Genomic DNA, 22078 nt, shown 5'->3' on the forward strand with positions numbered 1-22078 from the left:
GCTGGTCAGACTGACCCACCCAGGGGCTGGGGGCAGCACTGCAGGCTGCCCCCGGCCCCCACCAGGAAGATCACGATCTACGACTGGAGTACTAGCACACCTGCCAACGCGTCGACCGTTCCCGCGTCCAGACGGGAAGGTTGGGCAGCGCTGCGCGCCACTCGCGATTCGTCGTCAGGGTCGAGCACGATTGCGGCCAGAGCGCCCCCCGCATTGACGAGAGCGTCAAGCGATTGCGCGAGTTTTGGCGACGGTTTCTGCTTTCCGTTGAGTACGCGAGACAGATAGGCCACGTCGTAATTCATTGCGCGTGCGGCAGCCTTCATCGAATAGCCGCTGTCGCGCAGCGCTCTGCGAGCAAGATCGGCAAAGTCACGCATCGTGAACCTCGGGGGGTTGACTGGTGGTGCATCCAGAGTAGTCAACTCTGGTCAACTCCCGTGTGAGCATTGCGATTCCCGAGCATGGTCTGACGCAAGTAAGTACCCCCGCGACGCTGCGAACGTCCGGGGGCGTGGCCGACGCTTCAGAGGAGCGACGACATGACAGACCTTATCCGCCTCGCACTCGAACGGGTGAGAGCGGTCCTACTGGGCCGACGCACCCCCGGCAAGCACAGCAGCGCCTACGCGCCCCAGGGAGCGCCCCAGGCGCCCCGTACGGCGCCCAGGCCGGACGTCATGGGCGCCCGACTGGTCACGGCCCGCAGGACCCGCAGGGACAGGCGCCCAGCGCCCCCGCAGCCTCACCCCCGACGCGCGCCCCGTGACTGGGAGGCAGAGGAAGCCTGGGAACCCACGGGCGCCATGGTGCGGCCCTACGTCGCCCACCTGGGCGCCTCGCCCAGGAACGCCCGGACAGGCGCCCAGGCGGGGCCGTGGGCAGGCCCCTGGGGGAATGCCTCATGAGCGGAAAGCACCCCTTGATTGGCAAGCGCGTGAGCGGCCCGGACGGGAAAGTCGGCATTCTCACTGACGTAATGGGCACAACCGCATATCTGCGTCCGGAACGCGGCGGGCGGGAATGGCCTGTGCCCCTCGCGGACGTTGAGCCGGTAACCGAGAATGCCCAGGATTCCGACACGCTGAGCGTGAAACTCGCCGTGGTCAACAAGCGCAGTAGGGGTGAACTGTGACCCGCTCAATCATCAAAGGTGCCGACTGGACACTAGGGCCGGAAACGGCGCCGGAAGCGCCCAGGGGTATCTACTCCGCCGTATGCATCACGTGCGGCGCGGAGGCTCCGGCATCGGACAACGACGCGGTACCGGTCGAGATTTGGGCGCTCAAGCACACGGGTTTGAATCCGCATCATCGGCAGTACAAAGCCATGGTCGAGACCTATTGGCGGGTGGCCCCTGCGGTCGGTAACCCGTACCGGGAAATCGACGCGCAGAAAGCCGCACAGGGCGCCTGAGCGCCCAGTACGACCAGCAACACCCCCCGATGGCTGCCGCTCCGGGGCGCTGCGAGGCGCAAGGGCAGCACGCGAGGCACCCGCCCAGACTCCCCCCGTCCTGGGCGGGCAATGCCCCCAACTGCGCGAGCAAGGGCCGTAGTTGGGGGCCTCTTGGTGTGTGCGCCCAGGCACGCGGCGGGTCACAGTCCAGTCACGGTTTCTGACCCCGTAATGTGCTCCTGAACGGCCGTTTCCGCAGGTCACGGCTAGGTTCCCTTCAAGCTGTGTCCCCTTCGCTCGAGCGGGGGGACCCCCGTCGCCCCAGCGGCACGACTGCCCGCGGGAGCGGCGGGGGTGGCTGCCCGCGGCCGCGTACGGCGGCCGGGTACCGCCGGCGGTGGGCGGGGTCGGTCGCGCGCGGCGGGAAGGGGACGGGGCGGGGGTGTTCGCCCGCAGCGACTGGCGCGTCCGCACCCCGCACCTCTCGAGTCACCCATTGCGCGCCGGTCCGAGGACGGACACCCCCGACGCGGCCCCGACCCACCCACCCACCGTGGGCGCTACCCAAGCCCCCACCGGACCGAAAGCTGCGCCGCAGGCATAAGACCCGCACCCCCACCGGACAGGCAGCCACGCAGCGGTGGGGCATGGAAGAGCGTCAGTCGCGGCCGTGCATCGTGTTGGACGAACTGGGTTCGCTGAACGAGCCGTTGCTACCCGAAACGGGGCCGTCTGCGGACGGCCACAGGCAGCAGGGACTGCGGCAGGTCTTCAAACGCCACGGCTACTGACCGCGTCGGACGGCGGTGATCAGGTCGTTGGGGTCGGCGAAGGCTCGGTCGGCCGTGGTGGTGCGCATCACTGTGATGTGTTCTCCTGGTTCAGACCGCGGCAGGGACCGTGAACTCGTAGACCAGGACGTCCTGCTGAGCGTCCGTCACCAGTTCGGTGATCTCCAGCGCGCGGGCGTACTGGTCGTGCACCCGTCGGGTGACCCGGACCGATGGTGTCCCCGGGATCCGTGTGATCGTGTCGCGGTGGTGCAGGGAAAGACCCGCCCGGCGCATCCAGTCGTAGGCCCGCCGCAGCTCCGCGGCTCCCGTGCCGTCGGCCCGGTCGCGATAGCGGGACAGTTCCTCGACCTCGGCGAGCGCCACGGCGGAAAACGATGTCACCGCCGTCCGGGATTCCCGCCCGTCGGCCGACGCCGACCAGTAGCGGTGCACCAGCGTCGGCCGGCCGGGCGCCACTCCCAGAGCTTCGGCGTGCCCGGGCGGCGGCGCCTCCCAGGTGACACCGGCCCTGGTCACCGTGCCATGGGCGACGCGCCCGGCGCCGAGCGGGAAGCCGGAGCAGGCCGGTGTCTCCACCGGCACGCCGGGCAGCGCGGCATGACTGCCCCGCCGGTCGGTGGCGACCAGTCCCTCACTGCGGAGCAGGTGCAGCGCCTGGCGCACGGTCTCCCGGCTGGCCCCGAAGTGCTCGGCCAACTGCCGCTCCCCGGGGAGACGTTCACCGGGCGGAATGGTCCCGTCGTGCAGCTCGCCGAGCAACTGTGTCGCGATCCTCCGGTAAAGGGGCTCCCCTTCGGTGAGCGGATGGTCGTACGGGGTGGTGCGGGCCATGCCGCGCCTCCTGTTGGTGACGGTCCGTAGCTGTGTGGGCTCAGTGCGCCATCACATCTAGCATTGGTCTACACCAGCACGGAAGAGCGCTCCCACAGTTCGGCCGGAACCGTTCGGTCCTTCAGCCGCCGGAGCCCCCGTCAGATGTACGAGCGCATCCAGCGCAGCTTCGCCACCTGGTGGAACGGCCCGCCGCCTTCGTGGTCGTTGAAGTCGTACACCTCGATGGCCTTGTCCTCGTGCGCCCAGGCGTTGAAGGCCCCGAACACCGTCGAGGGCGGGCAGGTCTGGTCCTCCAGGGCCGCCGAGAAGAGCGCAGGGGACCGGCCGCGGGCGGCGAAGTGCACGGCGTCGAAGTAGGACAGGGTGCGCAGGACGTCGTCGAAGCGGCCCCGGTGCGTCTTGAGGTACAGGCCGATTTCCCGGTAGGGCTGCCGGTCGGTGAGCGTCGTCGCGCGCGGGAAGTCGCACAGGAACGGTACGTCCGGCGCGATGCCCGCCAGGTCCGGAACCAGACCGCCCACTGCGAGGGTGATGCCCCCGCCCTGACTGGCGCCGACGGCCACGGTACGGCTCGCGTCGGTCAGCGGATGCGCCCGCGCCGCCTCCACCGCGCGTACGGCGTCGGTGAACACCCGGCGGTAGTAGTAGTTCGCGGGCGCGTCGATGCCGCGTGTCATGAACCCGGGGTATGCCGGAGCGCCGCCCACCGGGTCGGCGGTGCCGCCGCCGGCGCCCCAGGCGCTGCCCTGTCCGCGGGTGTCCATCACGAAGTGGGCCCGGCCCGTGGACGCCCACAGCAGATGCTCGTGGGGCAGTCCTCGCCCGCCGCCGTACCCGATGAACTCCACCACCAGTGGCAGGGGGGCATCGGCATCGGCGGGCAGGGTCAGCCAGCCCTTGACCGGATGGCCGCCGAAGCCCGCGAACGTCACGTCGAGCACCCGCACCGTGGACAGCCCCGTGTCGACCGGCTCGAAACGTGCGTCCAGATCGTGCTCGCGCGCCTCGTCGAGTGTCTTGGACCAGAAGGCGTCGAAGTCCTCGGGCGCCGTGGACGCGCTGCGGTACGTGCGCAGTTTGTCGAGAGGGAGATCGAACAGGGCCATCGGGTACCGCCTTCGGGAAGAGACAGTGCGGAGCGAGGACACCGTACGTGGATCACCAGGGATGCCGCCAGAGGTTTCCATAAAAGCACCAGGTGAGAGGCGCAGAAAGCGATTTCTGCACCGCCGTCCGCACCGCCGTCCGCACCGCCGTCCGCACCGCCGTCCGCGCCGCCGTCCGCGCCGCCGCGAGTCAGCCGAAGCGCTCGATCCGGATGCGCTCCACGGGCTGCCCGGCCGCCACCAGCAGCCGGGAGGCGTGCTCGGCGAAGGCGTTGGAGCCGCACACATAGGCTTCCCACCCACCCGGGGGCCGCTCCGCCATGACGGATGCCACATGTGCGGCCGCCATGCGTCCCACGGCCACACCTTCCGGCGCGCTCCGCGTGAACACCACGGTGGTCTCCGCGCCGAACTCGCGCGCGTAGATCAGCTCGCCGGGACCGCGCGCCGACACCAGCAGCCGCAGCGGCAGGGCCAGGTCCCGCGCCCGGTGGTGCCGCACCATCGACATCAGCGGGACCACGCCGGAGCCGGCGCCCACCAGCAGCGCGGGCCGGTCGCCCGGCCAGGCGAAGAAGCCGCTGAGCGGGCCGCGCACCTCGATGCGGTCACCGGGGCGGGCCACCGTGTGGAACCAGCCCGAGACCTCGCCGCCCTCGACATGGTCCAGGGTCAGCTCGATGTGTCCCGAGTCGTCCGGAGCGGATGCGATCGAGTAGTGGCGCTGGGCCACATAGCCGTCGGCGGCGATCAGCCGCAGCATCAGATGCTGTCCGGGAACATGCCCCGGCCAGCCGGGCACCGCGAACCGGAACGTCGCCACCCGGGCGGTCTCGCGACGGATCTCGGTCAGGGTGGCCGTCCGCCACGTCGAGGCGGTCTGCTCGCTCACGCCGATACGCCCGGGCACCGCGAACCGCGTGGGCGGAACGAACGGCTCCGCCGCATTCCGCCCCGTCCCCCTCCCGAGCGCCGTCCCTGCCGTCCGTGTCGTCCCCATCGTCCCCGTCGTCCGTTCAGTCACCGGAGTACCGCTGCTCCTCCCAGGGATTGCCGCGAGGGTGGTAGCCGTTGCCCTCCCAGAATCCGGGCTCGTCGTGGTCCAGGAGCCGCAGCCCCGCGATCCACTTGGCGCTCTTCCAGAAGTACAGATGCGGCACCAGAAGCCGCGCCGGACCACCGTGCTCGGCGGGCAGCGGACGCCCGTCGTACTCCCAGGCGATCCAGGCCCGGCCACCGGTCACGTCGGCGAGGGGCAGGCTGGTGGTGTAACCGGTGTGTGCGTACGCGACCACATGGGTCGCCGACCCGTGGGGCCGGACCACGTCCAGGAACGCGTCGAGCGAGACCCCGCCGAACCGCACCCCGAACTTCGACCAGCTCGTCACACAGTGGATGTCACCCTCGTACGCCGACGCCGGCAGTGCGTGCGCCTGCTCCCAGTCCCAGGTACGGGGTGCGGTCACCAGACCGTCGATCCGGAAGGTCCAGTCGGCCGGCGCGAGGCGGGGGGTGACTTCGGCGGACAGAACGGGCCAGTCGTCTCCGGCGTCGTACTGGCCGGGCGGCAGTCCGGGATTGTCCACACGGGGCCGGCCGGTGAAACCGCGGGTGATGTTCACGTGATGGGTGTTCCGTTACGACAGGTGCTCAAGTGTTTCCGCGTTCAACCGTACGCGGTGGCCGCGGCCACCGCGCGGCCGGCCCGCTGGGGCGCTCCGGTGCCCGGCGAACCGGGCGATCCCGGAATCCGTCCGGATCACATCGCACGGCCGAGGAGATCGTCGGGTAATGTGGCCGTCCGGCTGCGGACCGCCCCAGCCCCGGATGCCGTGGGAGGTGAGACCCATCACCGCTTGTCAGATCGGGTGCTCTCACCTCGAAGCGACGCGGTTCACCGGCAGCAGGTGACCGCGAGGGCGCCCTTCGGCTCCCGAAAGGCTCCACGCCCATGCCGCATGTGCCGTACCGGTCCCCCTCACCCCTTTCTTCTCCTCCGTCCGGCCCGCCCTCCCGGGACGCGGTCGTCGCGGCCCTCCGCGCGGCCGGGTGCGTCTTCGCCGAGGACGAGGCCGACATGATCATCGCCGCCGCGCCGGCCCCCGGGGACATCGCCCCGATGGTCGAGCGCCGGGCAACCGGGCTGCCCCTTGAACTCGTGGTCGGCTGGGCGGAGTTCCGTGGCCGGCGGATCACCGTGGAATTCGGTGTCTTCGTGCCCCGGAGGCGTACCGAGTTCCTCGTCGAGCAGGCTCTCGCGCAGGCGCCGGGCGCGGCCGTCGTCGTGGATCTCTGCTGCGGCTCCGGTGCCGTCGGCGCGGCCCTGGCGGACGGGCTCGGCGGGGCCGAACTGCACGCCGCCGACATCGACCCGGCCGCCGTGCGCTGCGCCCGCCGCAATGTCGCCCCTCTCGGCGGCCGGGTCCACCGGGGCGACCTGTTCGCGGCGCTCCCCGGCGAGCTGCGGGGCCGTGTCGACATCCTCGCGGCGAACGTGCCGTACGTGCCGAGCGGCGAGATGGGTCTGCTGCCGCCGGAGGCCCGCGAGTACGAGCCGCGGGTCGCGCTCGACGGCGGCGCGGACGGCCTCGACGTGCTGCGCCGGGTCGCCGCCGGGGCACCTGGATGGCTCGCGCCGGGCGGCTGTCTCCTGGTGGAGATCAGCAGCAGGCAGGCCGAGTCCGCCGTCGACGCCTTCACCGCCGCCGGGCTGCGCACGCGCCTGGCCGTCTGCGAGGAACGGTACGCCCATGTCGTGATCGGCGTAGCGGCGTAGGACCGGACGCACGGACACAGCCGCGTGGTAGGGCGGGACGTCCACACGCAGCCGCGCGGCAGTGCTCACGTACACACGCGCCCGCGCGGCAGCGCTCACACACGCAGCCGCGCGCCACCGCTCACGCGTCCGGCGGTGTCGTCGCGCGGGCGATCAGGAGGGCCACGTCGTCGAAGTTGTCGGGTTCGTGGAGGGTGCGCAGCAGCAGGTCGCAGACCTCCTCCAGGGAGCGGGCGGGCCGGCCCAGCAGGGTGAGCAGCCGGTCGAGGCGCTCGTCCAGCGGGTCCCGGCGGGTCTCGACGAGACCGTCGGTGTAGAACACCAGCCAGTCGTCCGGCTCCAGCTCGACGGTGGTCGTGGAGAACCCCACCCCGCCCACGCCCAGCGGCACTCCGGTGGGCAGATCGAGCAGTTCGGGCGCGTGGCCGGCCCGGACCCGGGCCGGCGGCAGATGCCCGGCGTTGGCGATGGTGCACCGCCGCTCGCGTGGATCGTGGACGGCGTAGACACACGTGGCGATCGCCTCGTCCAGACCGGCGGTGATCAGGTCCAGGTGCTCCAGGAGCACGGCCGGGTCCAGGCCCAGGGAGGCCAGGGTGTGGGTCGCGGTGCGCAGTCGGCCCATGGCGGCCGCGGCGGGGATGCCGCTGCCCATCACGTCCCCCACGACGAGAGCCGTCCGGTCGTCCTCCAGCGGGATCACGTCGAACCAGTCGCCGCCGACCTCGCTGGTCGTGCCGGCCGGCTGGTAGCGGGAGGCGACCTCCAGTCCGCCCGTCACGGGAGGGTGGCTCGGCAGCAGACTGCGCTGCAGGGTGAGGGCGGTGTCGCGGGCGTTCTGGTACCAGCGGGCGTTGTCGATCTGCACGGCCGCGCGGGAGGCCAGCTCCCGCGCGAGCAGCAGATCGTCGTCGTTGAAGGGACGGGGGGTACGGCTACGGGTGAGATCGAGGGCGCCGAGCACTTCCCCGCGCGCGGTCAGCGGCACGGCGAGGTACGAGTGGACACCGGCCCGCATCAGCAGTGCCGCCGCCTCCGGGGAGCGGGCGATCCGCGCGAGATCCTCGTCCTTCACCCGCGGCACCATCACGGGCAGCCCGGTGCGCACGCACTCGGTGATCAGCCGGTCGGGCGCGTACTGGGTCACCGTGCCCGGCGGGTCGGCCGCCGACGGCACATCGGCCACGTCCACCGACCGCACCGCCAGGGCCCGCATCAGCGCCGGCTCGGTGGGACCGAGGGTGCTGCGACGGCCCCGCACCACCGCGTCCAGCAGATCCACCGCCGCCGCGTCGGCCAGTTCCGGCACGGCCACGTCGGCGAGTTCACCGGCCGTACGGTCGAGGTCCAGCGTGGTGCCGATCCGGGCGGAGGCGTCGGCGATCACGGCGAGCCGCCGCCGCGCGGTCTCGGTCTCGGCGTTCGCCCGGCGCTGCTCGGTGATGTCCACCACCGACATGGCCACACCCAGTACCGAGCCGAGCGCGTCCTCCAGCCGGTACAGCGAGATGGCCCAGGTGCGGTCCTCGTCAGGATCGGCCGGGGTGCGGCCGGTCGTGGGCCGGGCGACGACGGGCCGGCCCGTGTCCAGGACCTCGCGCGCGGCGTCCTCGACCGTGTCGACGCCCACCAGCGGCAGCACGTCCCGCATGGTGCGGCCCAGATGCTGTTCGGCCGGGATGCCGTTGATCTGCTCCAGCGCGGGGTTCACCGAGACGTACCGCAGATCGACGTCGAGCACGGCCAGGCCGATGGGGGACTGGGCGACCATCCGGGTGGAGAGCGCCACGTCCTGCTCCAGCCGGCGCACGGTCGACTGGTCGACCGCGAGGCCGAGGGCGTACACGTCCCCCTGGACGTCCAGCAGCCGCATGTTGCGGAACTCCACCAGCCGGGTGCCGCCGTCCTTGCGCCGGATCGGGAAGGCCCCGGCCCAGCTCACACCCGTGCGCATGACGTCGGCGAACAGCTTCACCACGGTGTCCAGATGCTCCTCGTGCACCATGATCCGGGCCGCGTACCGGCCCAGTGCCTCCCGCGCGCTGTACCCGAACAGCTCCTCGGCCTGAGGGCTCCACAGCACGATGCGCCCCTCGGTGTTCAGGACCACCGAGGCCACGCGCAGCACGTCGAGCAGGCCACTGGGCCGCACCGGGCCGGTCGCCGGTCCGTCCCCGCCGGCCGGGAGTGACCCCGCTGCACTCATCCCACGCCCCGCCTTCGCCGATTCCACGGCACGCCGTCACCGTGCCGACACCCCTTGTTCTACCGCGCGCGGGGGCGATTTTCCGCCGCTCCTGCCGTTCGGTTCCAGCTTCTCCCACCTTCGGGGCGGCCGCCCCGTGAAGCGGTCGCCGCCGCGGCGGCGCGCGGGTAGTGCTCCCCGGTATGTGGTGCTTTGCTGAATGAGGGGTGGAGCGGTGTGGCCACGGAAGGAGCGTTCACCATGGGTAGCCGGCAACCGCACCCGGAGTCCGTCTCGGTCGAGATCAGCGGATGCAGCAAGGACGACGCCCGGATCGTCTTCGACACGCTGTGCGCGTGCTTCTCGTCCGACCGGTGCTCCGACGACGTACCCGAGGAGTTCCACGCGACCCGCCCCATGGTGTGGCTCGGCACGTTCGACGTCGCCGACGCACACGAGGGTGGTGTCCGGCCGGCCCGTCTGTCGTCGTCGGTCGACGCCGACGTGCAGGGCGGCTACTGGGCGATCGACCGGTTCCGCACCACGCTCGACACCCTGTTCACGGTGCACGACCTGACCACCGTTCCGGGCGACCAGGAGAAGGAACTGCACGTCCGCCTCGAGAGCCGCTGAGGCCTCCGCGGGCGCTGTGCCCTCGATCCCGATTGTGCAACTAGTTGCACAATCGGGTGCGCGTGCCTTACAAATAGCGGGCACTGCCACCGCGCACGGAGGGCCCGATGAGCCGATACCCCCACCTGCTGACGCCCCTCGACCTGGGCTTCACCACCCTGCCCAACCGGGTCCTCATGGGCTCCATGCACGTCGGTCTGGAGGAGGCCGAGGGCGGCTTCTCCCGTATGGCCGAGTTCTACGCCGCCCGCGCGCGCGGCGGTGTGGGTCTCATCGTCACCGGCGGCATCGCCCCCAATGACGAGGGACGGCCCTACGAGGGCGGCGCGAAGCTCACCACCGAGGCCGAGGCGGAACAGCACCGGATCGTCACCGACGCGGTGCACCGCGAGGGCGGGCGCATCGCGATGCAGATCCTGCACTTCGGCCGCTACGCCTACCACCGGGACCTGGTCGCCCCCAGTCCCGTGCAGGCGCCGATCAGCCCCTTCCCGCCGCGTGAGCTCACCGAAGCCGACGTCGAGCGGACCATCGACGACTACGTGCACGCCGCCCGCCTCGCCCGGCAGGCCGGCTACGACGGCGTCGAGATCATGGGCTCCGAGGGCTATCTGATCAACGAGTTCATCGCCCGGCAGACCAACCACCGCACCGACCGTTGGGGCGGCTCCTACGAGAACCGGATGCGCTTCCCGGTCGAGATCGTCCGCCGCGTCCGCGAGGCGGTCGGCGACGACTTCATCCTGATCTACCGGCTCTCCATGCTCGACCTGGTGCCCGGCGGCTCCACCCTGGACGAGGTGATCACCCTCGCCAGGGCCGTCGAGTCCGTCGGCGCCACGATCATCAACACCGGCATCGGCTGGCACGAGGCACGCATCCCCACCATCGCCACCTCGGTGCCGCGCGGCGCCTACACCTGGGTGACCAAGCGGCTCATGGGCGAGGTGTCGGTCCCGCTCGTCACCACCAACCGCATCAACACCCCCGATCTCGCCGAGCGGTTGCTCGCCGAGGGCACGGCCGACATGGTGTCCATGGCCCGCCCGATGCTCGCCGACCCCGACTTCGTCGCCAAGGCCGCGCAGGGCCGTCCCGAGGCGATCAACACCTGCATCGGCTGCAACCAGGCCTGCCTCGACCACACCTTCAGCGGGCAGATCACCTCCTGCCTGGTCAATCCGCGGGCCTGCCACGAGACCGAGCTGGTCCTCTCGCCGACCCGCCGCCGCAAGCGGATCGCGGTCGTGGGCGCCGGCCCCGCCGGACTCGCCTGCGCGGTGAGCGCCGCCGAACGCGGCCACCACGTCACCCTGTTCGACGCCGCGAGCGAGATCGGCGGGCAGCTCAACGTCGCCCGAAAGGTCCCCGGCAAGCAGGAGTTCGACGAGACCCTGCGTTACTTCCGCACCCGGCTCGCCGAACTGGCCGTGGACATACGTCTGGACACCCGCGTCGCCGCTGACGACGTGGCGGGGCACGACGAGATCGTCGTCGCCACCGGCGTCTGCCCGCGCCTCCCCGACATCCCCGGCGTCGACCACCCGAGTGTCCTCGGCTACCTCGACGTGCTTCGCGACGGCGCCCCCGTCGGGAACCGGGTCGCGATCCTCGGGGCGGGCGGTATCGGCTTCGACGTGGCCGAGTTCCTGACCGACGGCGGCGACAAGGCGCACGAGAACCCCGAGACGTACTTCCGTCAGTGGGGCGTCGACCTCGACTACCGCGGCCCCGGCGGCCTCGCCGCACCCGAGCGGCCCGCCCCGCCGCGCACCGTGCACCTCCTCCAGCGCAAAACCACCAAGGTCGGCGCCGGCCTTGGTAGGACCACCGGCTGGATCCACCGCACCGAGCTCAAGCATCGCGGGGTCACCATGGTCCCGGGGGTGCGTTACGACCGCATCGACGATGCCGGGCTGCACCTCACCGTCGACGGTGAGAGCACCGTCCTGGAAGTCGACACGATCGTCCTGTGCACCGGGCAGGAGCCGCGCCGGGACCTGTACGAGACCCTGCTCGCCGCCGGCCGCCCCGTCCACCTGATCGGTGGCGCCGACGTGGCCGCCGAACTGGACGCCAAGCGTGCCATCAAGCAGGGCACGGAGTTGGCGGCGGCGCTGTAGGGGCGGCGCCGACCGTCCCTAGGATGAGCCCATGTCACTCCCGCACGCGATCCTCACCGCCCTGCTCGAGAAGCCGTCGGCGGGGCTGGAGCTGACCCGCCGGTTCGACCGTTCGATCGGCTACTTCTGGTCCGCGACACACCAGCAGATCTATCGCGAGCTGGGAAAACTGGAGGCCGAAGGTCTGATCCGGGCCCTTCCCTCCGAACATCCGGCCCGGGGGCAGAAGAAGGCGTACGAGGTGCTGCCGGCGGGCCGGGAGGAACTGGCCCGCTGGACCGCTGCCTCCCAGGATCCCAAGCCGCACCGCGATGTCATGCTGCTGCGGCTGAGGGCGGCGGCCGTGGTCGGCACCGAGGGCCTTCAAGCGGATCTGCGGCGCCATCGGGAGTTGCACGAGCGGCAGTTGGAGACGTACCGGGAGATCGAGCGGCGCGACTTCCCGCCCGGCAAGGACGGGCCGCAGGACCGGCTGCGGCATCTGGTGCTGCGGGCCGGCATCGACCTGGAGACGTTCTGGACCCAGTGGCTCGACCACGCACTGTCGGAGTTCGACCGACTGCCGCCGCCGGAGGGGCAGGAGCCGCCCCCAGCGGGGAAGGACTGACCACCGGGCAGCGGGGGTGGTCGACGCCGGCCGCCCGTCCGGAGCGCGTCGGACGTGATGGCGGCCGGCGCCGGTCTGGGTGTGCCGACCGCCGGACGGGCTGGTGACACGGTCGGCAGGGGGTGCGGTCGGCCGGTGACACGGTCGGCAGGGGGTGCGGTCGGCCGGTGACACTGCCGGGCGTGCGGTCGGCCGGGGGTGCGGCCGTCGATGTCCCCGTCCGCCTCGTAGCCGGCCGCACAGAACCCCTCGGCGCGCGCGGAAGCCGCCGGTCACCTCCGACGCGGGGTCCCCGCTCGGGGGAAGCCGGGCGTGGGGATTCGGCAACCGAGGACGACACCGCGGACAGGCGTGCCGGCCGCGCGGCTCCGGCATGAGCCGCCGGCCGGGCCCTAGCTGCGGCCGGCCCGGTTGCGGCGGCGCAGGTGCCAGGCCGTGGCGAGGAGACCGGTGGCGACCAGCGCGCCGCCGCCCACCAGCGTCACCGTGCCGTAGTCCGTCGAGCCGCCGCCGACGCCACCCATCACCCCGAGGGTGGGCGAGGCGGTGGGAGTGACCGACGGGCCGGACACCGGGGAGACGACGACGGCCTGGGTACCGGCGGTGCTGCCGTCGGCGCACACCACGACCACCGTGTAGGTGCCCGAGCCGACGTTCGACCAGGCGGCGGACTGGCCCGCGGCCGTCCCCGAGAGCGCCACCTGACGCCCCTGCGAGGGGCTCGTCTGGCCGCTGCTGAGCAGTGAGGCCGTGCCCCAGTGGCCGTCGATCCGGCTGCACGCACTGGTGACGACCGAGACCGTCGAACCGGTGGTGCTGACGGAGATCCCGGCCGCGGCGGCCGGCCCGGCCAGGGTCAGAGTGAGCGCGGCGGCGGCTGCCGCGGTCGGTCCGGAGCGGAGCAGTGGCTTCGAGATGCGCATGTGGACTGCCTTCCGGCGGCACGGCCGGCGGTACATCCCTTGCGCCGCCGAGGTCGGGGAGCGCCCGTGCTGCCACGAAGCCAGCCAAAGGGCAGCGGGACCGGCCCGCACCCCGGCCGCATCCGGGCAGGTGACGCCCGCCCCGCATGGTGTCCTCGGGGGTGTCTCAGCGCCGCCCGCCCGTCGTCACCGTGCGCTCGGCCGAGAAGCCTCCCCAGGTCCCGTCGGGCAGCACCGCCCGGATCCGCACCCGGTGGGTGATTCCCGCCTCCCGGCCCAGGTAGAAGCGGTAGGCCGCCCGGTCGCGCGGTGCGTCACCGCCGTAGACCAGCGAGGTGGCCGTGCGGCCGTCCAGACGCAGCTCGTACTCGGTGATCACCCCGTCCACGCGCGGCGGCGTCCAGGTGAGAGCGAGGTAGTGGGCGCCGCCGGATTCCTGGCTCACGGCGCGGAACGCGGTCGGTGCGGTGGCGGCCGGGCCGTCCGCGCCGCTCGCGCTGCCCGCGGTGGTGAGGCGGACGGTGGCGCCGGGCGGGGAGACATTGCCGGCCGCGTCCCTGGCCCGGACGGTGAAGGCGTAGCGGGTGCCCGGCCGCAACCCCGTCACCACGGTGGACGTCTGGTCGCCGCCCACACTGTGGATCTTCTTCCCGCCCTGGTGGATGTCGTACGACACCACGTCCCGGTCGTCCGCCGAGGCGGACCACGACAGCTGGGCCGCCCGGCTTCCGGCCGGCCGGCCGTGCGGCGCCGCCGGAGGTGTGGGAGGGGAGTCGTCGGCCGGGCCCGCCCCGGGTGTCGTCGTCCGCACCGCCCGGCTGGGCGGCCCCAGCCGTCCGTCCGTGCCCCGGGCCCGCACCGTGAAGACATGCGTGGACGCGGGCCGGAGCCCGGTGATGTCCACCATGTGTTCGGAACCCGGAACGTCCCTGACCTTCGTGGTGCCCCGGTATATCTCGTAGCGGTTCACCTTCGCCCCGGTGGCGGCGACCGCGTTCCACATCACATGCGCGCTGGTGGCGCTTCCGGCCTCGGCCGTGACACCGGTGGGCGCCCCGGGCGGCTCGCCGCTCGCGTCGTCCTGTCCGCCCCATCGGCAGGAGGCGGCCAGCAGGACGGCCCCGCAGAGCGCGAGGAGGCGACGCGGGGACACGTGACGCGAGGACACGGCTGGGGGAACGCCACGCACGACTCTGCCTCCCGGGGGATGGGGCGCGGGACCGGTCCGGATGTTGGTCCGTACCAATATGCCGCCCCTGGCATGTCCTCATCAAGGGTCGGGTGGAGGTCGCCACGCATCGCGGTGAGCGCTGTGGTCATTAGTGTGATCGTGTGCCGTATGACCCTGTCGGGGGTCGTCGCGTCACCACATTCAGGATGAATGGTGCAAAGTGCCCGAATGTGTGCGTCAGTGTCCCCGACGAGAGGTCCTCCTGATCGTGTCCCGTGTCCGGTCGCTCACCCTGGCCATGGCCGGTGCCGCCCTGCTCGCCCCCTCGGCGCCCCCCGCCTCCGCACCCCAGCCCCGCACCGAACCGGCCGCACGGCGCGCGCACCCCGGTCCTCCACGGCACGCGGAGCCCGTCATCCGACGATCCGCCGAGCCCCTCATCGGGGGACACGCGGAGCCCGTCATCCGGGAACACGCGGAGCCCGTCACCCGACGACACGACCGGGACGCCGTCGCAGCACGGCGTGCGGAGCCCGCCGGCGCGCGGAGCACGGACCCCGTCAGCGCCGCGGACCTGCTGTCCAAGGTGCGCGCCTGCACCCCCGTCTCCCGCGGCCGCTACCGCAAGGACCACGGCTCCCGGGCCACCGTCCCGGTCTGCGGCACCCGTGACGCCGTGTTCTGGAAGGCCGACATGGACATCGACTGCGACGGCCGCCCCGGCAGCCGCTGCAACCCCCGTACCGACCCCCACTTCTCCGCCTCCACGGCCTTCGCCCAGTCCGACGGCCGTCCGCTGAGCCCGGAGAAGCTGCCCTATGTCGTCGTACCCGCCCCCAGCGCCGTTTGGAACTACCGGTCCCACGGTGTGCGCGGCGGATCCGTCGCGGCGGTGGTGTACCGCGACCGGGTGCGCTACGCGGTCGTCGGCGACACCGGCCCCGCGGACCTCATCGGTGAGGCGTCCTACGCCGCGGCCGAGTCGCTCGGCATCGACCCCGATCCACGTGCCGGCGGTACCTCCTCGGGGGTCACCTACATCGTGTTCAAGGACAGCGAGGTGACCCCCGTCGAGGACCACGAGGCCGCGGTCGCGGAGGGGAAGCGGCTGGCCCGGGAGTTCGTGGACGGCGACGGCTGACGACGCCGACCGGGCGTCACCGCTTCCTTCTCACACCTTCCGGTAGGCGTACGCCTCCGTGGCCGCCGCCTCCACCGTGGACAGGTCCGCCCCCGTGGACGCCGTGACCACCGCGGCCACCGCCCCTTCGACGAACGGCGCGTCCACCAGCCGGGTGTGCCCGGGGAGTTCGTCCCCCTCGGCCAGCAGCGCCTTCACGGTGAGCACCGCGCTGCCCAGATCGGCGAGCACGGCGACCCCGGCCCCGCGGTCGACGGCCGCGGCGGCCGCGGAGATCAGCTCGGCACTGGTGCCGAAGCCGCCGCCCTCGGTGCCGCCCGCCGGTGCCACGGACACCGCGCTCCCGGCGCCCGCCAGGCCCTTCGCCAGCTCCGCCACCGACTCGGCCACCGCCGCGCTGTGCGACACCAGGACGATCCCCACCAGCTTGTCCTCATTCATCGCCGGCCTCCGCCTCCGCCGCGGCGTCGGTCAGTGCGGCGATCAGCAGCGCCGCCGATGTGGCCCCGGGGTCCTGGTGACCGATACTGCGCTCACCCAGATAACTGGCCCTGCCCTTGCGGGCGAGCAGTGGCGTCGTGGCGACGGCTCCCTCCTCGGCCGCGTCGCGGGCCGCGGCGAAGGAGTCGCCGAGCGCGTCCACCGCGGGCACCAGCGCGTCGATCATCGTCTTGTCGCCCGGTGCGGCGCCACCGAGCTGCATCACCGCGTCCGTGCCGGCCCGCAGCGCCTCCGCCAACTGCCGCTCGTCCACCTCGTCGGCGTCACCGAGCGTCTTCCCGGTGCGGCGCAGCAGGGTCCCGTACAGCGGGCCCGAAGCGCCGCCGACCTTCGAGATGAGCAGACGCCCGGCCTGGGTCAGCACCGCTCCGGGAGTGGTGGGCGGCTCCTTGTCCAGCGCGTCCCGCACGGCCCGGAACCCGCGCTGGAGGTTGGTGCCGTGATCGGCGTCCCCGATCGGTGAGTCGAGTGCGGTGAGCCGTTCCGCCTCGCGGTCCACGGACGCGGCGGTGGCTGTCATCCAGCGGCGGAAGAAGTCGGCGTCGAGCACGGTCACTCCTTGCGTGGTAGGTACTCCGGAACCCTTCACCCGGCGGTGTTCACCTGGCTCCCCCGAGGATGCCCCGGCCTTCAGGCCGGGGAGGAATCGGACCCCTGCGAAGCAGGGCAGGAAACGGGGTTTCGCCGTCAGGGCGAAGGACCGCCCACCCGGCCGGGTATACGGCACGCCGTACGTTGCGAGAACCAAGCGCGTACGTCGTGCTGACCGAGAACCAGGACAGCACATGGACCTCCGAGCTTTGCTGTATGACCCCGGGCTGGTTTCAACCCGGCTGGTGCTGATCGTGGAAGACCTGTCTGGTCGCTGACCCGCAGGCGGCGTGAGCCAGGAATCCCCTGCTTCAGCTGGGGGAGGATTCAAATACCCCAGCGCAGTCCCGCGGTACGTACCGGCGCGTCCCACAGCCGCAGCAGTTCCTCGTCGATCTGGCACAGGGTGACCGAGGCGCCCGCCATGTCGAGGGACGTGACGTAGTTGCCGACGAGGACACGGGCCACGGGGACCCCGCGCTCGCCGAGCACGCGCTGCACCTCGGCGTTGAAGCCGTACAGCTCCAGCAGGGGGGTGGCGCCCATGCCGTTGACCAGGACCAGCACGGGGTTGCGCGGGGTGATGTCCGCCAGGATCGCGTCGACGGCGGCCTCCGCGATCTCACCGGACGTCATCATCGGCCGCCGCTCCCGGCCCGGCTCGCCGTGGATGCCGATACCCAACTCCAGCTCCCCGTCGGGCAGATCGAAAGTCGGTGAGCCCTTGGACGGAGTGGTGCAGGCGCTCAGCGCCACACCGAAGCTGCGGGAGTTCTCGTTCACCTGCCGGGCGATGGCCTCCACCCGCTCCAGCGGCAGGCCCTGCTCGGCCGCGGCGCCCGCGATCTTCTCCACGAACAGCGTCCCGCCCGTGCCCCGGCGGCCGGCCGTGTACAGGCTGTCGGTCACCGCCACATCGTCGTTGACCAGGACCTTCGCGACCTGGATGCCCTCGTCCTCGGCCAGTTCCGCGGCCATGTCGAAGTTGAGTACGTCGCCGGTGTAGTTCTTCACGATGAACAGCACCCCGGCCCCGCTGTCCACCGCCGCGGCCGCCCGCACCATCTGGTCGGGCACGGGGGAGGTGAACACCTCGCCGGGACAGGCCGCCGAGAGCATTCCCGGCCCCACGAATCCGCCGTGCAGCGGCTCGTGCCCGGAACCCCCGCCGGACACCAGGCCCACCTTCCCGGCCACGGGGGCGTCCTTGCGGACGATCACCCGGTTCTCCACGTCCACCGCCAGTTCGGGGTGCGCCGCCGCCATGCCGCGCAGCGCGTCCGCGACCACGGTCTCCGGTACGTTGATCAGCATCTTCATGGGTGCCTCCTGGGGAGCTTGACAGTTGGGTCTTCCTGCGTTTTTGCTGGTCAGAGTAGGTAGGGGCAGGCCCCGACGTTGACGGTGCGCAGCGGCCCGAAGCGGGCTGTGGCGGTACTGATGCTGGCTCAATGCTGACTATGGTGACGGGACGTCAGGTCTGCTGGGTGGTCGGATGCGGGCCGGCTGAAGTCCTCTTGTCCGAAGTATCGACCTTGCGGGGGCGAAGGTCACGTACGCGGGCACTCAGGTGTGCCCGGGAGCGGGGCGGGCCGATCGGTGCGCCGGCGGCGGCCGCCGGTGCGCGGCCCACGCGGCTGCATCTCCACCCAGGGCCCCGCTCCGTGCAGGAGCCCCGGCTTCACCTCCTCGGCCATGGCTACTGGACGGGCCCCGCCTCCGCCACGCTCATCGGCGTCGGACGACCGGCCCGCGACGCTGCCCGTGAGATCGCCGGGTTCCTCGCCGCCCGAGGGTGGTCCGGGTGGGACGTCGGCCCAGTACGCTGATCATCGGGCAGGGCACCGACGCGGGCAGTTGTGATGTACGGCGGTCAGTCGCGTGAAGTCCGGGGCGCCGGGTCCAAGATGGACCGAATCCGCTGCAGTCCCTCGTGATTCACGGAGAACCAGGCCCAAGTGCCGCGCCGTTCGCGTTCCAGGAGCCCGGCCTCGGTCATGATCTTGAGGTGATGGCTGACGGTGGATTGCCGCAACTCCAGGCTGCCGGCGAGGTCGCATACACAGGCCTCACCATCGGGCGCCTGCTCCAGTAGCCGAAACAACTGCAACCGGGTGGGCTCGGCGATGGCTCTCAGCATCGCGGACAACTGTTCGGCTTCGGAGCGCTCCATAGGCTTGCAGTTCAGCCCCGGCCCGCACGAACCACCTTCGAAGAAGCCGTTCTCCGACGCTTGCAGATCTATGGCAACCACCCGTGGACCATATAGGCCGTGGGATCGCTTTGACACGATCGAAAGTGGTCGCACCGTCCTTTCAACGAAGGTTCGGCAGTTGTTGGGGTCTGGCCAGGGCTGTCAGGTGGTGCCGTCGGTTGGCGTGGTGTGCCAGGCAACGAGTGCGGCAGTGGCGGACACCAGCGCGAGGACGACGAACAGGTGGGGGTACCCGCCGAGAGGAACGGCCAGGGCGGTGCCGGCGAACGGGGCGAGTGCGGAGGCGGTCGTCGCGGGGGCGGCAAGGATGCCGGAGAGGCGGCCGTAGCGGTTGGCGCCCCACCGGTCGGTGATGGCGGTGGCCTGCAGCAGGGTCAGGTTGCCGCGGACGGTACCGGCGATGACGGCCAGGACTGCCAGCAGAAGGTAGGGGCCGGTGATGCATGCGAAGGCGGCGGTGGTCGCTCCTCCCACGCCGATGAGGGCGGTGGCGCGCATGGCGGGTGAGCTTCGGCGGGTCAAGGCGGCATACAGAGTACGGCCGAGAGTTTGGCCTGCTCCGCCCAGCCCCAGAGCCCAGGCGGCCTGGGTGGGGGTGTAGCCGCGGTCGAGCAGGAGGGGGACGAGGGTGATGACCACGGCGTACATCGCGAACGCCGAAAGAGTCAGGGCAGTGGCCAGGAACAGGAAGGGACGGCTGCGGGTGATGGCGGCCGTAGTGGTGGTTGCGCCGGCTGCGGCCGGGGGCGGGGCGGGGGGCCAGGGACCGCGCAGGGCGAAGGCGTGGGCGGGTACGGTGACGGCGACCAGGACGGCGGCGAGGATCAGATAGGTGTGCCGCCATCCGAAGCGGTCGGCCAGTTGGGCGGTCAAGGGTGCGAAGACCGTGGAGGCCAGACCGCCGGCGAGAGTGACGATGGTCAGGGCGCGTACGTGGTCGGGGGCCCACCAGCGCGTGAGTGCCGCGAACGCGGGCTGGTAGAACGTGGAGGCCATGGCGAGACCGGCCAATAGCCATCCGGTGGTGAACAGGGCCAGGTTGGGCGCGGTCGCGATGATGATCAGGGCGGCCGTGCCAATGACGGAGCCTGTGGTCATGACCGTGCGGGGGCCGTGGGTGTCCAGGATGCGGCCGACGCGGATGCCGGCCAGGGCGGAGACGAGCAGAGCGGCGGAGAAAGCGGCCGTGGTCATGGCCGCGCTCCAACCGGTGGCGCCGGTGATCTGCGGATTGAGGACAGGAAACGCGTAGTAGACGATGCCCCAGCTGGTGATTTGGGTCAGGCACAGGGCTGGCAGAGCCCCCTGCGGCCGCGTCGGTCTGCCGGGGGCCGCGGTCGCGGAGGAGGCCGTGGAGAGGTCGCTCATGTGCCGTCAGCAGCAACCAGCTGCGTCGGACCGCTGTTCGGACCGGCCGGCGGCTGCGGGGCTGCAACAGGTACTGCCGGGCTGCTTGGCGAGGGCGTCGGCGTCGGCCTTGACGACGTACACCTGCCATGGCTCCTTTCCGGGGCCGCGCACCCAGACTTTGTCCTGCAGGGCGTAGCAGCAGGCGGTGTCCTTCTCCTCCGCGGTGGCCGGCCCCGCCTGCGCCAGCCGGGTGGCGGCCGTCCGGACGTCTTCGGTGGAGGCCACCTCGACGCCGAGGTGGTCCAGGTGTGTGTCCTCGCCGCCCGTTCCTTCGATGAGAACGAGCTTGAGCGCAGGCTCGGTGATCGCGAAGTCGGCACAGCCGTCACGGGGCTTGGCCGGTGCGGTGTCGAACAGCTTGCTGTGGAAGGCGATCGCGGCTTGCAGATCAGGTACTCGCAGAGCGAGTTGTACCCGTGACATGAGAACACCTTCTGCTGGTTGGAGGGTGCCCGCGGCCGTGACGGCGTTGGGCACGGATGTTCAGACGTTGCAGCAGCCGCCGGAGGGGGAGACGGTGATGAGCTGGACCGGCTGCGGGCCAGACCTGCGGGACCGGCGCCGATGACGACCACGGGCGGAACAGAGGCGGTGGTCATGGTTGCGACGACTCCCCGGCTTCGACGTCTGTCGATGTCGATCAGCATGCCTATGAGATCGATGTCCGTCAACATAGAAGTCCATCGAAACTGTGCTCATTCTGGCGTACGGTGGTTCCGCTTACTACTTGGCAAATTATTAGATGCCTGTCAACATAGAAGTATGTCTAATCTGGCAATGGGCTCCGCCGACCTGCACGCCACCGCGTCGCGGTGCTGCCGGCCGCTGGGCAAGGAAGAGCTGTCCGCTGCGGACTCGGAGGAGATCGCCATGATCTTCAAGGCGCTGGCCGATCCCGTCCGGCTGCGACTGTTCTCGAAGATCGCGGCTCAGCCGGCCGGAGAAGCTTGCGTCTGTGACATCCAGGATGTCGGTGTTTCTCAGCCCACGGTCAGCCACCACCTGCGCAAGCTGCGAGAAGCCGGGCTTCTTGAGTCCGAGCGCCGTGCCAGTTGGGTGTACTACCGGGTCGCGCCCGGAGCGCTGGCAGTCATGGCGGGCCTGCTGTCGCAGACCACCTGAGTGGTCGACGCCGGCCGCCCGCAGAGGGGGTGCCCCGGCCGGATGCAGCGGCTCCCGGGCAAGTGCACTTGCCCACCGGTAACGGATCCCAGAAGGGACGCTGGGAGGGGAGACATCATGTGTCAGAAGGGGGCCGGAGCCGCGTGTGACGGTACGTGCTTGGAGCTGAGCGCAACCGACATGGTCTGGTGGTCCAATGTGTTCAAAACCCTCGGGGATCCTGTTCGTCTGCAGTTGCTGATACAGCTCGCGGAACGGGCCGGGGCCGAGGCGGCGGTGCATGAACTGGCGGATGTGGGGGTGTCTCCGGCGACCGTCAGCCATCACCTGAAACGGCTGCGCTGCATTGGTCTGATCGAGAGCAGGCGTGATGGCCGCCTTGTCTACTACAGACTGGGCGCGGGGGTGCGCGCCGCGCTGATGCAGATCCTGCACCAGCGCAGCCAGGTCGGCACGGGACAAGCGTTCAGGCGAGACCAGGACTTCGGCTTTGCACCCCTGGATCCGGACGCCACGGCACGACCGTAGGCCGAGTTCCAAGCCCGGTG

General features: G+C 71.3%; 22 protein-coding genes and 1 pseudogene. 9 read left to right on the forward strand and 14 right to left on the reverse strand.

Annotated features, from left to right (window positions below):
• Positions 1–77 precede the first annotated feature (77 nt).
• Complete coding sequence (locus ACIF9R_RS33780; protein WP_399986238.1) at positions 78–380, reverse strand: multiprotein-bridging factor 1 family protein; 303 nt, start codon at positions 378–380, stop codon at positions 78–80.
• Positions 381–904: 524 nt separating this feature from the next.
• Here ACIF9R_RS33780 and ACIF9R_RS33785 point away from each other — a divergent pair.
• Together ACIF9R_RS33785 and ACIF9R_RS33790 are read left to right on the forward strand one after the other, a co-directional pair.
• The gene (locus ACIF9R_RS33785; RefSeq protein WP_399986239.1) at positions 905–1135 is read left to right on the forward strand and encodes a hypothetical protein; all 231 of its coding nucleotides are present in this window, start codon (positions 905–907) and stop codon (positions 1133–1135) included.
• Positions 1132–1416: a hypothetical protein gene (locus ACIF9R_RS33790; protein WP_399986240.1), complete on the forward strand. Its 285-nt coding sequence runs from the start codon at positions 1132–1134 to the stop codon at positions 1414–1416. The genes ACIF9R_RS33785 and ACIF9R_RS33790 overlap by 4 nt, the downstream gene beginning before the upstream one ends.
• Positions 1417–2279: 863 nt before the next feature.
• Here the strand turns inward: ACIF9R_RS33790 and ACIF9R_RS33795 are convergent.
• From ACIF9R_RS33795 to ACIF9R_RS33810, 4 genes are all read right to left on the reverse strand, one after another.
• Entirely contained in the window at positions 2280–3023 is a 744-nt protein-coding gene (locus ACIF9R_RS33795; protein WP_399986241.1) for a GntR family transcriptional regulator, read from the reverse strand.
• Between the two features lie 140 nt (positions 3024–3163).
• Entirely contained in the window at positions 3164–4132 is a 969-nt protein-coding gene (locus ACIF9R_RS33800) for an acetylxylan esterase (protein WP_399986242.1), read from the reverse strand.
• A gap of 190 nt (positions 4133–4322) precedes the next feature.
• Positions 4323–5132: a ferredoxin reductase gene (locus ACIF9R_RS33805; RefSeq protein WP_399986277.1), complete on the reverse strand. Its 810-nt coding sequence runs from the start codon at positions 5130–5132 to the stop codon at positions 4323–4325.
• Positions 5133–5148: 16 nt separating this feature from the next.
• Positions 5149–5754: a sulfite oxidase-like oxidoreductase gene (locus tag ACIF9R_RS33810; protein WP_399986243.1), complete on the reverse strand. Its 606-nt coding sequence runs from the start codon at positions 5752–5754 to the stop codon at positions 5149–5151.
• Between the two features lie 329 nt (positions 5755–6083).
• Here ACIF9R_RS33810 and ACIF9R_RS33815 point away from each other — a divergent pair, with 329 nt between their 5' ends.
• Entirely contained in the window at positions 6084–6908 is an 825-nt protein-coding gene (locus tag ACIF9R_RS33815) for a putative protein N(5)-glutamine methyltransferase (RefSeq protein ID WP_399986244.1), read from the forward strand.
• A 121-nt stretch (positions 6909–7029) separates the two neighbouring features.
• On the opposite strand, the gene ACIF9R_RS33820 is transcribed toward ACIF9R_RS33815, so the two are convergent.
• Positions 7030–9114, reverse strand: coding sequence for a SpoIIE family protein phosphatase (locus tag ACIF9R_RS33820; RefSeq protein WP_399986245.1), 2085 nt, complete (start codon positions 9112–9114; stop codon positions 7030–7032).
• 240 nt (positions 9115–9354) lie between these two features.
• Between ACIF9R_RS33820 and ACIF9R_RS33825 the strand changes: the two genes are divergently transcribed.
• The 3 genes from ACIF9R_RS33825 to ACIF9R_RS33835 all read left to right on the forward strand — a co-directional run bounded on the left by ACIF9R_RS33825 (position 9355) and on the right by ACIF9R_RS33835 (position 12456).
• Positions 9355–9726, forward strand: coding sequence for a hypothetical protein (locus tag ACIF9R_RS33825; protein ID WP_399986246.1), 372 nt, complete (start codon positions 9355–9357; stop codon positions 9724–9726).
• A gap of 107 nt (positions 9727–9833) precedes the next feature.
• The gene (locus ACIF9R_RS33830) at positions 9834–11849 is read left to right on the forward strand and encodes an FAD-dependent oxidoreductase (RefSeq protein ID WP_399986247.1); all 2016 of its coding nucleotides are present in this window, start codon (positions 9834–9836) and stop codon (positions 11847–11849) included.
• A gap of 31 nt (positions 11850–11880) precedes the next feature.
• Entirely contained in the window at positions 11881–12456 is a 576-nt protein-coding gene (locus ACIF9R_RS33835; protein WP_399986248.1) for a PadR family transcriptional regulator, read from the forward strand.
• Between the two features lie 392 nt (positions 12457–12848).
• On the opposite strand, the gene ACIF9R_RS33840 is transcribed toward ACIF9R_RS33835, so the two are convergent.
• Both ACIF9R_RS33840 and ACIF9R_RS33845 read right to left on the reverse strand, forming a co-directional pair.
• On the reverse strand, positions 12849–13379 hold the full coding sequence (locus tag ACIF9R_RS33840; protein WP_399986249.1) for a hypothetical protein: 531 nt from the start codon (positions 13377–13379) through the stop codon (positions 12849–12851).
• A gap of 166 nt (positions 13380–13545) precedes the next feature.
• Complete coding sequence (locus ACIF9R_RS33845; protein ID WP_399986250.1) at positions 13546–14532, reverse strand: fibronectin type III domain-containing protein; 987 nt, start codon at positions 14530–14532, stop codon at positions 13546–13548.
• A gap of 286 nt (positions 14533–14818) precedes the next feature.
• On the opposite strand from ACIF9R_RS33845, the gene ACIF9R_RS33850 reads away from it, so the two are divergent.
• Positions 14819–15691, forward strand: a complete 873-nt coding sequence (locus tag ACIF9R_RS33850) for a glycoside hydrolase family 75 protein (RefSeq protein ID WP_399986251.1) — start codon at positions 14819–14821, stop codon at positions 15689–15691.
• 30 nt (positions 15692–15721) lie between these two features.
• Here the strand turns inward: ACIF9R_RS33850 and ACIF9R_RS33855 are convergent, their stop codons facing one another.
• From ACIF9R_RS33855 to ACIF9R_RS33880, 6 genes and pseudogenes are all read right to left on the reverse strand, one after another.
• Entirely contained in the window at positions 15722–16132 is a 411-nt protein-coding gene (locus ACIF9R_RS33855; protein ID WP_399986252.1) for a PTS-dependent dihydroxyacetone kinase phosphotransferase subunit DhaM, read from the reverse strand.
• Positions 16125–16742: a dihydroxyacetone kinase subunit DhaL gene (dhaL, locus tag ACIF9R_RS33860; RefSeq protein WP_399986253.1), complete on the reverse strand. Its 618-nt coding sequence runs from the start codon at positions 16740–16742 to the stop codon at positions 16125–16127. The genes ACIF9R_RS33855 and dhaL overlap by 8 nt, the downstream gene beginning before the upstream one ends.
• A gap of 368 nt (positions 16743–17110) precedes the next feature.
• Positions 17111–18103, reverse strand: coding sequence for a dihydroxyacetone kinase subunit DhaK (dhaK, locus tag ACIF9R_RS33865; protein WP_399986254.1), 993 nt, complete (start codon positions 18101–18103; stop codon positions 17111–17113).
• Positions 18104–18656: 553 nt separating this feature from the next.
• On the reverse strand, positions 18657–19037 hold the full coding sequence (locus tag ACIF9R_RS33870) for an ArsR/SmtB family transcription factor (RefSeq protein ID WP_399986255.1): 381 nt from the start codon (positions 19035–19037) through the stop codon (positions 18657–18659).
• Positions 19038–19139: 102 nt separating this feature from the next.
• A pseudogene (locus ACIF9R_RS33875) lies at positions 19140–20228 on the reverse strand (MFS transporter); the annotation flags it as partial.
• A 144-nt stretch (positions 20229–20372) separates the two neighbouring features.
• Positions 20373–20831: an ArsI/CadI family heavy metal resistance metalloenzyme gene (locus ACIF9R_RS33880; RefSeq protein ID WP_399986256.1), complete on the reverse strand. Its 459-nt coding sequence runs from the start codon at positions 20829–20831 to the stop codon at positions 20373–20375.
• 339 nt (positions 20832–21170) lie between these two features.
• Here ACIF9R_RS33880 and ACIF9R_RS33885 point away from each other — a divergent pair, with 339 nt between their 5' ends.
• Together ACIF9R_RS33885 and ACIF9R_RS33890 are read left to right on the forward strand one after the other, a co-directional pair.
• Positions 21171–21530 carry an ArsR/SmtB family transcription factor gene (locus ACIF9R_RS33885; RefSeq protein ID WP_399986257.1) on the forward strand — a complete coding sequence of 120 codons (360 nt, stop codon included), beginning with the start codon at positions 21171–21173 and terminating at the stop codon, positions 21528–21530.
• A 159-nt stretch (positions 21531–21689) separates the two neighbouring features.
• Entirely contained in the window at positions 21690–22058 is a 369-nt protein-coding gene (locus tag ACIF9R_RS33890; protein WP_399986258.1) for an ArsR/SmtB family transcription factor, read from the forward strand.
• Positions 22059–22078: the final 20 nt, after the last annotated feature.

Source organism: Streptomyces sp. NPDC086080 (assembly GCF_044540255.1).
Classification (GTDB): Bacteria; Actinomycetota; Actinomycetes; order Streptomycetales; family Streptomycetaceae; genus Streptomyces.

Bases quoted from the DNA above. Each gene is read 5' to 3' on its own strand.
- ACIF9R_RS33815 (WP_399986244.1), top strand. From the start codon at position 6,084: ATGCCGCATGTGCCGTACCGGTCCCCCTCACCCCTTTCTTCTCCTCCG.
- ACIF9R_RS33825 (WP_399986246.1), top strand. From the start codon at position 9,355: ATGGGTAGCCGGCAACCGCACCCGGAGTCCGTCTCGGTCGAGATCAGC.
- ACIF9R_RS33795 (WP_399986241.1), bottom strand. From the start codon at position 3,023: ATGGCCCGCACCACCCCGTACGACCATCCGCTCACCGAAGGGGAGCCC.
- ACIF9R_RS33820 (WP_399986245.1), bottom strand. From the start codon at position 9,114: ATGAGTGCAGCGGGGTCACTCCCGGCCGGCGGGGACGGACCGGCGACC.
- ACIF9R_RS33840 (WP_399986249.1), bottom strand. From the start codon at position 13,379: ATGCGCATCTCGAAGCCACTGCTCCGCTCCGGACCGACCGCGGCAGCC.
- ACIF9R_RS33855 (WP_399986252.1), bottom strand. From the start codon at position 16,132: ATGAATGAGGACAAGCTGGTGGGGATCGTCCTGGTGTCGCACAGCGCG.
- ACIF9R_RS33880 (WP_399986256.1), bottom strand. From the start codon at position 20,831: ATGTCACGGGTACAACTCGCTCTGCGAGTACCTGATCTGCAAGCCGCG.
- dhaK (WP_399986254.1), bottom strand. From the start codon at position 18,103: ATGAAGATGCTGATCAACGTACCGGAGACCGTGGTCGCGGACGCGCTG.
- ACIF9R_RS33830 (WP_399986247.1), top strand. From the start codon at position 9,834: ATGAGCCGATACCCCCACCTGCTGACGCCCCTCGACCTGGGCTTCACC.
- ACIF9R_RS33780 (WP_399986238.1), bottom strand. From the start codon at position 380: ATGCGTGACTTTGCCGATCTTGCTCGCAGAGCGCTGCGCGACAGCGGC.
- ACIF9R_RS33805 (WP_399986277.1), bottom strand. From the start codon at position 5,132: ATGGGGACGACACGGACGGCAGGGACGGCGCTCGGGAGGGGGACGGGG.
- ACIF9R_RS33835 (WP_399986248.1), top strand. From the start codon at position 11,881: ATGTCACTCCCGCACGCGATCCTCACCGCCCTGCTCGAGAAGCCGTCG.
- ACIF9R_RS33800 (WP_399986242.1), bottom strand. From the start codon at position 4,132: ATGGCCCTGTTCGATCTCCCTCTCGACAAACTGCGCACGTACCGCAGC.
- ACIF9R_RS33885 (WP_399986257.1), top strand. From the start codon at position 21,171: ATGTCTAATCTGGCAATGGGCTCCGCCGACCTGCACGCCACCGCGTCG.
- ACIF9R_RS33785 (WP_399986239.1), top strand. From the start codon at position 905: ATGAGCGGAAAGCACCCCTTGATTGGCAAGCGCGTGAGCGGCCCGGAC.